The organism is Bacillus sp. BD48, from assembly GCF_046566805.1.
In the GTDB taxonomy this organism is placed as follows: Bacteria; Bacillota; Bacilli; order Bacillales; family Bacillaceae; genus Bacillus; species Bacillus safensis.
The window spans coordinates 255,959-268,707 of the sequence record NZ_JANGFM010000006.1; the positions used below are offsets into that span (position 1 = coordinate 255,959).

Annotated in this window: 12 protein-coding genes; 9 read left to right on the forward strand and 3 right to left on the reverse strand. The window is 37.5% G+C overall.

Annotated elements, in window-relative coordinates:
• The first annotated feature begins 143 nt into the window (after positions 1-143).
• Positions 144-713: a hypothetical protein gene (locus ACLGGR_RS17790; RefSeq protein ID WP_264316056.1), complete on the forward strand. Its 570-nt coding sequence runs from the start codon at positions 144-146 to the stop codon at positions 711-713.
• Positions 714-736: 23 nt separating this feature from the next.
• The gene (locus ACLGGR_RS17795) at positions 737-2,017 is read left to right on the forward strand and encodes a hypothetical protein (protein ID WP_410973614.1); all 1,281 of its coding nucleotides are present in this window, start codon (positions 737-739) and stop codon (positions 2,015-2,017) included.
• 156 nt (positions 2,018-2,173) lie between these two features.
• On the opposite strand, the gene ACLGGR_RS17800 is transcribed toward ACLGGR_RS17795, so the two are convergent.
• Positions 2,174-3,682 carry an AcpB/EbpR/MafR family transcriptional regulator gene (locus ACLGGR_RS17800; protein WP_410973615.1) on the reverse strand — a complete coding sequence of 503 codons (1,509 nt, stop codon included), beginning with the start codon at positions 3,680-3,682 and terminating at the stop codon, positions 2,174-2,176.
• A 379-nt stretch (positions 3,683-4,061) separates the two neighbouring features.
• On the opposite strand from ACLGGR_RS17800, the gene ACLGGR_RS17805 reads away from it, so the two are divergent.
• The 7 genes from ACLGGR_RS17805 to ACLGGR_RS17835 all read left to right on the forward strand — a co-directional run bounded on the left by ACLGGR_RS17805 (position 4,062) and on the right by ACLGGR_RS17835 (position 11,968).
• Entirely contained in the window at positions 4,062-7,850 is a 3,789-nt protein-coding gene (locus tag ACLGGR_RS17805; RefSeq protein ID WP_410973616.1) for a pectate lyase-like adhesive domain-containing protein, read from the forward strand.
• Positions 7,843-8,271 carry an EF2685/EF0750 family sortase-dependent surface protein gene (locus ACLGGR_RS17810; RefSeq protein WP_410973617.1) on the forward strand — a complete coding sequence of 143 codons (429 nt, stop codon included), beginning with the start codon at positions 7,843-7,845 and terminating at the stop codon, positions 8,269-8,271. The genes ACLGGR_RS17805 and ACLGGR_RS17810 overlap by 8 nt, the downstream gene beginning before the upstream one ends.
• Positions 8,252-9,013, forward strand: coding sequence for a WxL domain-containing protein (locus tag ACLGGR_RS17815; protein WP_410973618.1), 762 nt, complete (start codon positions 8,252-8,254; stop codon positions 9,011-9,013). Before ACLGGR_RS17810 ends, ACLGGR_RS17815 begins: the two co-directional genes overlap by 20 nt.
• 3 nt (positions 9,014-9,016) lie before the next feature.
• Positions 9,017-9,769, forward strand: coding sequence for a WxL domain-containing protein (locus ACLGGR_RS17820; protein ID WP_142946323.1), 753 nt, complete (start codon positions 9,017-9,019; stop codon positions 9,767-9,769).
• Positions 9,770-9,816: 47 nt separating this feature from the next.
• Positions 9,817-10,875, forward strand: a complete 1,059-nt coding sequence (locus ACLGGR_RS17825) for a WxLIP family cell surface protein (RefSeq protein WP_410973619.1) — start codon at positions 9,817-9,819, stop codon at positions 10,873-10,875.
• A 129-nt stretch (positions 10,876-11,004) separates the two neighbouring features.
• Positions 11,005-11,673: a class A sortase gene (locus ACLGGR_RS17830; protein ID WP_410973620.1), complete on the forward strand. Its 669-nt coding sequence runs from the start codon at positions 11,005-11,007 to the stop codon at positions 11,671-11,673.
• 7 nt (positions 11,674-11,680) lie between these two features.
• Positions 11,681-11,968, forward strand: coding sequence for a hypothetical protein (locus ACLGGR_RS17835; RefSeq protein ID WP_142946320.1), 288 nt, complete (start codon positions 11,681-11,683; stop codon positions 11,966-11,968).
• A 54-nt stretch (positions 11,969-12,022) separates the two neighbouring features.
• On the opposite strand, the gene ACLGGR_RS17840 is transcribed toward ACLGGR_RS17835, so the two are convergent.
• Both ACLGGR_RS17840 and ACLGGR_RS17845 read right to left on the reverse strand, forming a co-directional pair.
• On the reverse strand, positions 12,023-12,337 hold the full coding sequence (locus tag ACLGGR_RS17840; RefSeq protein ID WP_410973621.1) for a DMT family transporter: 315 nt from the start codon (positions 12,335-12,337) through the stop codon (positions 12,023-12,025).
• Positions 12,338-12,682, reverse strand: coding sequence for a DMT family transporter (locus ACLGGR_RS17845; protein ID WP_410973622.1), 345 nt, complete (start codon positions 12,680-12,682; stop codon positions 12,338-12,340).
• Positions 12,683-12,749: the final 67 nt, after the last annotated feature.

The following is a 12,749-nucleotide window of genomic DNA, read 5'->3' on the forward strand; positions in this document are numbered from 1 at the left end:
TTCATTGAATGATGGGTGTCTTTTCATTTGCGAAAAAAGCCGAATTGACAGTAGAAAGGGAAAATATTGAAACATTTTTTCGTTAAAACCGTAGTAAAGATAGAGCGTTCAACAGAAACATTTAAAACGGAGAGGAGTATTACATGGAACAAGCTGCACTGAAAAAGATGAGGACAAAACAAATAGCTGTCTCTAATTTATTAGTCGGTCTTATGATTATCGTTTTTTTTATGTTGATTCAAATCTTTAAAATTCAACTTACACATTTCCTTTTTTGTTTAGGATTATTAATTCTTCTCCAAGGCATTTTAGGCTTTATCAGAAAAGGAACAACGAAGTCTTTCATACCTATTTTAGAGCAGGTAGCTATTTATGAAAAAAAGAAATTAGGGAAAGAGTGGGAGAAAGAAAAATGGTTAGATAATGTTTGGAAAGTCGTATTGAGTGGCATTATGTTTATTCAATCATTCACTTTTCAAAATGTAGATAATACATTCAGCGACGTCGAGCCTGCATTGATCATTTTCTTGTTTTTGATGGTTCTAGCCATTTTAAATATAAGCATGCTTTTTCGCTTTAGAAAAATTGATCGATCTACTGAAGAACAAGAATTACAAGGTTATACAAAGGAATCAAATATGATGGGATTGGTTTTAGGTCTTTTGTCTGCGATCATCATATTCGGTTTTATCGTTATCTTTGTTCTTCCATAAAACTTAATTTTGAGGTGAAACAAATGAATGCAAACATTCAACAATTGATCGATCAGACAAAGACGAAATTTGGTTTAGATCTTTACTATCTAAAAAGACACAGTTTTTATCGCTACGTCAATATGTTCAATGAAACGGTTTATACATTGAATATGGAATGGTTTCCCTCTCATGAAGCTGAACCCGAGGAAGATGATCTAAACCCAGAGGGAACAGCCGTGATTGAGGTGAATTTGAATACAGGCCAGGTTGAAACGGTCATTTTTGTCATGGACAAAACCTTCGCGAAGAATGGTGTCACATTTAAGAGACCATATCCAGCTCATGCCATTCAGTGGATTGAACAAGAAACAGGATTGATCTATGGCGAGCATTTTCATATGCATCAGAAGGAAAAAGGGGAGCTTTTTTTGGAAGAAGCAATAGATGGTGTGAAAGTGACACCTTCAGGCAGAATCGAAGTGAAATGGGATGAACATGGGCAGCTCATTCACTTTATACATCGAGGGCCATTTATGGCAAAGAAACTATTAAGAGCTGATGAATATGTGCTCTCTATTAATAGGATCGAGAATTTAGCCAAGCAGCAAGTGCAGCGGTTTGATTGGCCTGCCTTTGAGCAGAATCGAATCCGCCCGATTTATGCGTTAGAAGAAATCTATGTAAAAAACGATGAAACAGGAACGATACCGTTTGAAATTGGGCGTGAAGAAACGAATAGTATACACATGCACCAGGTCATGGAGTGGAATGAACCGTTAAACAAAGCCTTTGAAAAAAAGGAAATTGATATAAACGAGGTCATTACTGCTGAACAAGCCTTCTCACTGGAGCCTTCATCAGATACATTCCCGATCTCAAAAGAAGAGCAGGATGAGTGTATAAAAGCGGTTCGAACCTTTTTGGCGCAAAACTATTCAAAGGATACAGGGAAGTGGGTGCTAAAAACACTCCACCGTGATCATGGCTACATCCAAGCGATATTAAAAACGAATGAGCAAGAAGGCTGTGGATTTATGGATAAGATCAAAGTCTTCATTGATGCCAGCACTTTTGAAGCCATTAATTACATAGATAAAAAAGAGATGTTTCAAGTGTGCGGGATACTCAATCCATCTCAAACAGCTAGTGAAATCACCATATCTCAGAAAGAAGCCTTTGAAAAATTGAGAGAACGCCTCGAACTTACAACCATCTATGTCTATGACGATGTGCAAAAACGATATGTTTTATGCGGCAAGCTTGATTGCCATTATGGCGTTGATGCAGTGAGCGGCGAAGTGATTCTATTGGAAGACCTCTAGTTTTAAAGATTTTGATAAACAAAAACCACGGTTGAAAGTAACACACTGGAAATGAAGATATTTAAATAAAACGAAGCAGTGAATATACTGCTTCGTTTTATTTTTATCAATATAAAGGCTTTTCAAATGTATCAAGTTGTATAAGTGATGACCATATCATGATGGACTCATGTTAACTAAGAGATGATGAATCGATTCAAGTTCTGTATGTGTAGGAAAAGAATCGATCTTTATGATCGGTAAATGAACCTCTTTAGGTAATTCGATATCGGTGATAATCAAATCAATTTTTTGCTCAGATAAGAACTGTTTATCTACTGATTGGATGTTACTCGTAATGATTTGAAAGTGGTGAGGAATGTGATCTCTCATGATCTCTCCAATAAACAACGTGTGATTATAACCTAAAGTGGAGATGATATACACATTGATAGGACACTTTTTCTGTAATTCTAATGACATGAGTCCCCTCCAATTAGAAGTAATAAGACATATGAGTTCCTCTTGATTGTTTACAAAAGAAGCTAACAGATCGTCTGAATGCAATTGCTGAATTACATAAGTCATTCGTTCATAAAAATAGGGGAGATGCCGTTGAATATGTTCAAGATATTTATTAGTTTTTTTAAATATGAAATCACTAGTTCCTTTTAAATCCTTCGTTTTTAAGTAAAATTGCACTAAAATAACAGCGAGTTCTTGACGATTTCCAATTTTTTGTGAATAAAAGTTATCTAATTGTTGGATAAAACATTGAATTCTATTATAAAGATCGGAAAAAAACAATTTCAATAAATTGGTCTTTTCTTGAATAGAGTAATTGGATTTGAAGTTCCCTACTACTGGAAGCACAATTAAAAAATAAGTTAATTCCGAATGAGGAATCGTTATTTTAAATTGTTTAAAGGATTCTTCTTGTAAAATACTGTACCAATTCTCAAGATTGTCAAATGATTTTTTAAATTCGGCTGAAACTGGTTCTAAACGAATTGAATTAATTTTAGGAGGAATCGTTTTATTATCTTTCAAACGTTGAAGCAGGACGGCAATCCAAAAATAATATTTGTTTATTGATATTTCTGGTAAGTTGATATGAAAGAGTTCACAAAGTTTTGAAAGAAAAGCGGAGACAGATTGTTTTTCGATATGTAAAAATGGCCAATAATCATTTCCATAAATTTCAAAGGAGAATTCGACGTAAAAACGGCGAATTTCTTTTTCATTTCCATGAAATTGCATTGTATCGGACCTTAACTCTATATCATACTCTTTTAATTCTTCATTAATTTTTTTAATCGTTGAATATAAAGTAGAGCGGCTAACATTTAAATCATTCAACCAATCTCCAAACGACTTTGGTGGTTCAAAAATAATGCCAATCACTAATTGAATGATTGTATTTTCAAGCAAAATCTTTTTTATGTAGTAATCAACTCGAAGCCGATGAGAAAAGCTAATATTTATCCCTTTTCTTAATTTGAATTGTAAAAGCGGCTCATAATCCTCAGTTTGATAACTTTTCATGATTTCCAGGTCATGTTGTATGGCACGGAAGGATCCAATTTCTAAATCGACAAATTCTTGAATCGTCCACCATTTGTTTTGGGAAACGAGTAGTTTTAAAATGCTAATCATTCTCTTAGACTTAGTATCTATTAATTTCATTTAAATGAAGCCCCTCCAACGAATTCCATCAAAATAAGAATTGAAATTTGAATTATTGTATTGTTTTATCACTTCAAATTTGTTTTAAAAAATACAAAGAGTACAGCAATTTTTAAAACGAAAACAACAATTATTTACAAAAATGACGAGCGAAATCGCTCTTTTTTGTCTGATGTGTAGGCAATGAAGAAGAAATGCTGATTTATTATATAAAATTGTATAGAATTTTGCATGCAAATTTGAAAAATAAAAAATAGTGAACAAACAAAATTAAACTATGATAAATGAAAGGTGCTAGGTAATAAACTTTTCTAAGATTAAGCGTCAAAAGACTTAGATTGGAAGGCGGCACTTTTGAGAATACAAAGGAGAGGATGGAGTGAATAAAAGTAAGGCTATCAGCATTTTAATGATGATCATCATCATGATATTCGCCCAGAAGTTAATACCCGCAGCAGCAGCTGTTGAAGAAGATTCCATAAAAGGGGGCCTTACATGGGGGAGTGATTCAGTTCAGCTGAATGAAGGGGATTCATTTGATACAAAATTGGACATTCTCAATCCAATTTATCAAAAGATTCAAGTGAAAATACCTGATGGTTTATCTATTTCACTTCAACAAATGAAAGAGGATAAAAGGAATGAACATGTCCTATTTACTTGGGACGCTTCTTCTTCTACAGTGACAATTTCCTCCTTAGAAGGTGAAGGAGAAGAGAAAGCCATAGGGAAAGTCTTCATGGCTTTTAAATTGAGTAAAGTCTCAACCTACAGCTTAACGGCTGAAGCAGTAATAGAAAATACAATGTATCAATCACCCCCTTTGGTGATTAATGCCGAGAAGAAAAAAGAAGAGACCGTGTTAAAACAAGAGACAGCTGAACTCAAAATAAATGAGGAAACAAAGCTGGCACCAATTAAACAACAAATGGTGCAAAACTCATCGCTTAAAGCGTTCTCGACACAATCAGAGGATGCAGGAACGATTGTTTCAAGCTGGAGTGAATTTATACAAGCTCTTGATGATCCAGCTGTAAATGTGATATCGCTTAGCCAAAGTATTTCCAAAGGTTTTGGGATCAGCTTAGGCACTTACAGAAGGGACATTACAATTAACGGCAATGGTCATACGATTGATTTTGGGACACTAAGTGCTTTGACTTTAGGACAAGTATCAGATGCTACATTCACAATGAAAAATGTAAAGGTCAAAAAAACAGGATTGACTCCTATTTTGACATCATCGATTATTGGCAATGGTGCCGGCTGGAAGGTTGTTTTTCAAAACGTTGAAAGTATAGATGGATCGACTTCAGGACTGGCCGATCTTCCGCAGGGGACAATCCAATTTGATGGCGGGCAAAACACCTATAACACAACACATACAGCGTTTATTGCAAAGCATTTCATTATAAAGAATGGAGCCATTTTGAATGCAAGTGGTTCAAATGTGTTGTATTACACCGGTATTGATGGTTCTACTGTCCAAATCAGTGAAGGATCACAAGTTTCCTTATATAGCGAAGATGATGTGGCTATGCAGATGAACGCCAAAACAGATTTAAATGTAACGGGTCAAAACACCTTGCTAAAAGTAGAAGGAAATTCAAACCGAATTGGAGATGACGGGGCACTTATTTCATTGGTTGGTGATGGTGCTGTCATAAATATCACAGATCATGCCGAAATCAATGTACACAGTAAACGGACATCTGCAATGTTAATGAATAGTAGTGGCGGCGTTTTTAATGTCAGTGGTAACTCAAAGTTAAACTTACGTTCTGACGCCAATGCCAATGATTTAGGTGCTACATTAAGGTTTCGGTTGTCAGGTAATATGACCTTTAATGTAACTGATCATGCCGAAATCAATATCAATAAAACTGGTGGTAATGCGCCGGCAGTTCGAATGTACGGCGATCATAACAAATTTATTGTGAGGAGCGGTGGAAAGGTCAGTATTAAAAATAATGGTAATGGCACACCTGAAAATGGAGGAAGCGATGCAGCAAATCAAGGCATCCTATTCACCGCTGGAAATGATGCCATCTTTGACCTTCAAGATGAAGACTCTATCATGAATATTCAAGCGGAAAATGGTCCTGCTATTGATATGGAAAATTACAGAGGCAGCATTGAAGCCGGCCGAGGAACGACTTTCATCGCAGAAGGAAGAACAAGCGGTATTAATAATGGCATATTTAATGCTGGACTGGCGACAATCAAGGTAGATGAACCAAAATTCTATGATTTTAGAAATAATCGAAGTGGCGGCGGGGCTATTTTTCAGCTTAATAGCAGCTCAAGCTTTACATCAACAAATTCAGATCTTGCTGTATGGCCAAAAGGCAGTAATTTGGATGGGGATCCATCAAGGCATTGGTCAAACTTTAATTATCAATTAGGTGGTACGAATTTCTCGACAATTGTCACTACTAATATACCAAATGAATTTAATACGTTATCTAGTTCTTATGGTGTAAATGGGGCGACTCTCTATTCTCGAATGAGTGGGAATAATGCTAGGGCGATCGTTGATGAGCTAAGGGTACCAACAAATGCAGATCATTCCATCTATGGTCATGTCACTGTACCAGTTGAAAATTCAGCTAGTCGTGATGCTTGGACAAATGAAGCATATGTCAAAGTGGAAGTGACGAAAGCTGATGGTACAAAGCAGCAGCTGATTGGTAAAACCTATGGAAGTGAAAATATGCTAAGCGTTTATGGAGATGCAGAGCGGGCAGGCTTATTTAAAATTGAGCTTCCAGATCAGCAGCTGTTAAATGCAGGTGATCAGGTTGAAGTGATCAGTGCATGGCGTGGAAAGGAAGATCCCTCCTCACCACAAGCACGACTGAGTCAATCAGATGATCTGAAGGTATCAAAAACAACAGTCGTTGATGTGACGCCGCCAAATCCGGCTGTCATCACGAATGCCACCGATATAACGAATACAACAAAACAAATTTCTGGAACGAATGGTGAACCTGGGGCTTTCGTAACGATCAAGGTAAACGGTTCTTCCATCAAAGGCAGCGCTAAGGTAAACGACCAAGGAGAATGGCAGTTCGATTTACCGGCCTATTTACAGAAGAATGATGTTGTCCATGTATTTTTAACAGATGAAGCGGGAGAAGCAGCAAATATCAAAAACCCGCCGTCTACGAACAGCAGTCAGGGCAATATCAATCCGGCAGAAGACTTGAAATATCATGATACAACATTTAAAAAAGCAGCCAGCTTTCAGGTGAAGGATGTTCTGCCAGATGAAAACACTGTCACCAAGTCTGTATCTGTCAATAATGAGAATCAAGTGACAAGGGTTGGTTCTATCCTTACTTATTCATTAAATGTGAAGAACAACAAATCAGCAGCTGTTCAAACAAAATGGGAAAAAGTGATATTAGAAGATGTGTTGAATAATGGAATTGATTTCATTCCATCTTCCGTCCAGATAAATGGAGAAGCGATTGATTCCTCTCAGTTTTCATATGATGAAGGAACGAAAAAGCTTCAAATCAAGCTTGGCAATCTATCATCACAAGAAGAAATAAATGTGGTGTTTCAAGCAAAGGTGAACGATAGCGCAGTAGAGAAGACGATTAAAAATAAAGCTTCTGCTACAGGAGAAATACCGCAAGAAGCTGAATTTACACCCGGACCAATTGATCCAGAGAAAGAATTGAAAACAATCACAGTCGAATCAAATGAAGTGGAGAATCCAGGGGGTGAAATATTGGGGATATTAGATTTCGTATCAGCTCCTAAAATGCTCTCTTTTGGTGAACAATTAAAAATATCGCCAAAGAATGAAAGATATCCTCTTGTACATCAAGATGATGATTTAATTGTACAGGACACAAGAAAAGTGAAATCAGAGTGGCAAGTGACAGCTCGAATGATGAAAACGTTACAAAGCAGTAATGGAGATACTTTGCCAAGTGCACTAGTTTATCGACAAGCGGGACAAGACCAAGTATTAGGTGCGAGTGATGTGATCATTTATCGGCACAAGAGTGTGGATCATAACCCACTGAATATCTCGTCTGAATGGGAAGGAGTCAAGGAAGGACTTTTACTTGACGTTAAAGCCGGTGAAGCACGAAGTACGAATTATAGTGGAATCATCGAATGGACATTACAGGATGTTCCGGGAAATGGATAATAGATGGTTATTATTTAGAAATAGATTCGTTATTGTCATATTTATTGTGTGCTTTGCATTTGTGTTGAGTTCTCCGACCATTTATGCAGCAGATCAAAATTATAAATCAAATGGACAAGTGGATTTTTACGGGACATATGAACCGGAAAATGGAAAGAATCAGTCTAAAGATCAACACAACCAAACGGTTCAGGAGGAAGAGAAAGCACCTCAGAGCAATCGATCCAATCAAGATAATCAGGCCAATGGAGCTAATCAAGATCATCAAGCCAATCCAGTATTACCAAGAGCGGGAGACAAAACAGAGTCTATTTATCTCGTCGTTGGATGGGGATTCATCTTTATCTCGATCGTATTTTTAATCATTTTCAAAGTATCAAAACAAAAAGGGAGAAATGAACATGAAATATTTGAAAGCTAGTTCGATCACAGCAGCACTTTTATTATTTACAACTGGTACAACAACAGCTCTTGCCGCCGACGGTAGTGAATACAAATCAAACGGTGTTGTAGAGTTTGTGGCTAACCCAGAGCCTACATCCCCAATCGATCCAACGAATCCAGATCCAAACAATCCAGTAAAGCCGGTCGATCGGACGAATCCTAATGGCCCTAATCCAGGGACGGCAGGACCACTGAGTATAGATTTCGCATCTAGCTTAGACTTTGGAAAAAATAAAATCACAAATAAAGATGAAACTTATTTTGCAAATGCTCAAGAGTTAGAAGATGGCAGAAGTGTCCCAAACTATGTTCAAATTTCAGACCAGCGTGGAAGTAACGCAGGCTGGACTTTAACAGTTAAGCAGGAAGGGCAGCTCTCAAATGATGCGACACAGAACAAGGAGCTCACTGGTGCTGAAATTAAGCTGGTATCGGGGCAAGCAGTAAGTAACGCAGAAGCTATGGCAGAACCGACTACTTCAGACATTACTCTTGACCCAAGTGGAGCAGTATCTAACGTCATGACTGCGAAAGCTGGAGCAGGTGCAGGAACATGGGTTGATCGTTTTGGAACCGTTGAGACAGTAGATGTGAACGGAGAAAGCTTACAAAAAAATAAAGCTGTCACACTGACTGTTCCTGGGAAAACACCAAAGGATGCAGTGAAATATAAAACGGAACTTACTTGGACATTATCTGATGTTCCAGGAAATGAATAAAAGATGAAAAAAAATAGATTTGTTGTCATCACAGTGGCTATATTCAGTGGAATCCTACTGAATAGCCACCCAGTTTTTGCGGAAGTTCAAACATATGATTCTAATGCGATGGTCAATTTCGTACCAAATCAAGATGTCACGCCGCCTGTGAATCCAAGCAACCCAGATCCAGAGAATCCAGTGACACCAACTGATCCGACCAATCCCAATGGACCAAACTCAGGGACAGCTGGGCCTTTGAGTATTGATTATGCGTCCTCTCTTCATTTCGGAGAAAATAAAATTTCGACTAAAAATGAAGTGTATTATGCAAAAGCTCAAGCGTTTACTGGAGGATCAGAGGGACCGAACTATGTTCAAGTCACGGATAACCGAGGAACAGAAACGGGTTGGTCCCTTCAAGTAAAACAAAATGGACAATTTGTTTCAACATCGGGCCACGAGCTATCAGGCGCAAAAATAACATTTAAACAAGCTCAAATCAATACAATATCTACTTCACCAAAGCCATCCCAATTGAAAGATACATTCAGCCTCACGCCAGATGGTACTGGTGCAGCTGAGCAAGTGGTGAGTGCTGGAAATGGTGAGGGGGCCGGCACGTATGTTTATGCTTTTGGAACAGACCAGACAAAAAGTGAAAGCATTTCGCTAGAGGTTCCAGGTTCCACAACAAAGCTGGCAGAAGTTTATAAAACATCATTCACATGGACATTGACTGATGTCCCGGACAACGAAAACACAGGGCAATTCTAAGTTGTTCTGTGTATTTTTTATCAACAAAAGGAAAGAAGTGCACTGAGATGAAATCAATATGGAAAATCGTATTCATGTTAATGGCTATGTTCAGCATCATAAATGTCTCACAGACGAAACAAGTAAATGCGTCAGAACTTAATTTTTCTGTTACAACCGTCATCCCGCACAATCAAATAGATCAATCAAAGTCTTATTTTGATTTAAAAGTCAAACCTTCACAAAAACAAACACTTCAAATTTTATTGAGAAATGACACCAATCGACAAATTGTGATAGAGCCGCAGGTACATACAGCCACTACAAATGTAAATGGTGTAGTAGAATATGGGAAAACAGAAGGAAAAAAAGATCCGACATTGAAATATAAAATGGAAGATATAGTGAAAATAAATAAAGATGTGACCATTCCAGCAAAAGGGGAAAAAATACTAGCGTTACATTTAACTGCACCTGAGAAGCGTTTTGATGGATGGTTAGCTGGAGGGGTTACACTTCAAGAAAAAGAAAAAGAGCCGAAGGAAAACAAAAAAGAAGCTGGCCTGTCAATTGAAAATAAATATTCATATGTCGTTGCCATTTTACTAAGTGGGAACAGCACAAAGATTGCACCAAAGTTACAGTTAAACAAGATTGAGCCAAGCCAGCTTAATGCACGCAATGTCATTCAAGCAGAGATTCAAAATGTGAAGCCAATGTATATGAACAAAATGAGTGTGAAGGCAAAAATTATGGAAAAAGGGAGTCGTGAGGTACTTTATCAAGCAGATAAGAAAGAAATGCAAATGGCACCGAATTCACACTTTCGCTTCCCGATTCCATTGAATGGACAGAAATTAGAGGCGGGGACATATACACTCGATATGACGACACAGTCGATGAATAAAACATGGCATTGGACGAAGGACTTTACAATAGATGCGGATATTGCAAAAGAACTAAATCAAAAAGATGTCACGATCGAAACAGATTACACATGGATGTATGTTCTTCTTGGAATCGGTCTGCTCATGATTGCACTTGGGATTCTGCTATTATTTATTCGAAAAAAGAGAAAACGTAATAAATATTCTGAAGAAGAGAATCAGACGTCGTTTCATGCGTAGCGGATTATGAGAGTCAAGAAGTGGAAAGATCATTTCATTATTTTTATTATTGTTGTCCTTGTAATAGCAGGTATCACTTTGATCAATGCACCAAAAATAAAAAATCTTTTGATCAGCAAGAATGTGTTGATGTTTCATATCAATCATTATTCTGCTAAGCAGCTAAAAGTAAACGAGCAGAAAAAAGCTTCCTTTCATTTTGAAGCTGTCGAAACTCCATCACTGTTAGATGTCATGAAGTATGGCAATCAAGTGAAAAAGAGTGCTGTCATCGGTCAAATAGAAATTGAGCGCCTCCAAGTCACATTGCCAATCCTTAAAGGAGTCAATCAATCTAACCTGCTCGCAGGTGCAGCGACTATGAGAGAAGATCAGCAAATGGGAAAAGGAAATTATCCTTTAGTTGGCCATCATATGAGAGATGAAGACCTCTTGTTTGGTCCTCTTTTAAAACTAAAAAAACAGGACAAGATCAAAATAACAAATAAGGAACAAGTATTTACTTATGAAGTCACAGACATCAACACCATAGATGAATCTCAAATTGATGTGATACAAGAGACGGCAGATGCTCGGTTAACCTTAATAACCTGTGACCTTCCAACTGCAACTACACATCGTTTCATGGTTACAGCGAAGCTAGTGAAGCAATCCAAGGTGATGAATGAAGAATTTAAACAAGAAGAAACCGAGTTACAAATGAAAGAAACGCTAGCAGACAATCAAATACTTTTACTAGTCTTTGTACTGATTTTTGTCTTTTTAATCCTTAGTTATTTCCTGTATAAAAGGAGCTGAATGAGGTTTGTGTTCAAAGGATATTGATATTTTTCAACATTTTATCAACGAATATTATCCTGCTCTTCGTCATGATGAGTGGTTGGTAGATAAAGAGGTACTAAGAATATCATCAAAGCTACATCCTTTTATTAAAGATAAGTTGCCAAAAGACATTGAATCATTTGTTTGTGTGTTGTTCATCCAAAAAAATATGAACAAACAAAATCCCATTGTGATTTATTTGCTTCTAGATCATCAAGAGTGTGTTCCTTACGCGATTGAAATGTTACAAGAAGAAGTTGTGTATCATTGATTTGAAGTGAGCAAAAGGCTGTGGACGAATCCACAGCCTTTTTGATTTCACACATCAAGCAAACAACTTCAGCCCAACCACACCAATCACAATCAGCAGCAAGCTCAGTATACGAATCATGTTTTTCGGCTCTTTAAATAGAATCATATTAAACAAGACAGAGCCCGCCGTTCCAAGTCCGATCCAGACCGTATAGGCAACGGATACTTGAACAGAAGAAAACGAGGCGTACAAAAACAAAAAGGATAAGGCAAACCCACCGGCAAATAAAATGCCTGTCGTGATTTGCTTTTTCTTACTAAACATATTGAGGCCAATGGTCCCGCCGATTTCGCAGGCAGAGGCTAACAGTACAAAAAACCAGCCCATTTATACCGCTTCTCCTTTCTGCTCATGTTCATCTCCATCAGATACTTTCAGTCCAATAATCCCGAGAATTAAAATGCCCATAAATAAGAGCTTTTCTAATGAAAACGAACCGCCAAACAGCGCATAATCCATTAAAGATGTACCAATCGTTCCAACTCCGGCAAACACGGCGTACACGGTCCCTGTCGGCAGCTTCTCGCAGGCCTTCATTAAAAAATAAAAATCAACTGGGATCAGGCAGATAATGACCGCCCATTCCCACACAGCATCAGCTCTATTTAAACCAAACACCCAAAGTAATTCGAATAAACAAGTGAGTGCAACATACATCCAGCTTTTTTTCATCGTATTTCCTCCTAAAACTTAAAAATGACGATTCGTCATTTTGAAACCAAAAAAGAGCGTACAGCAA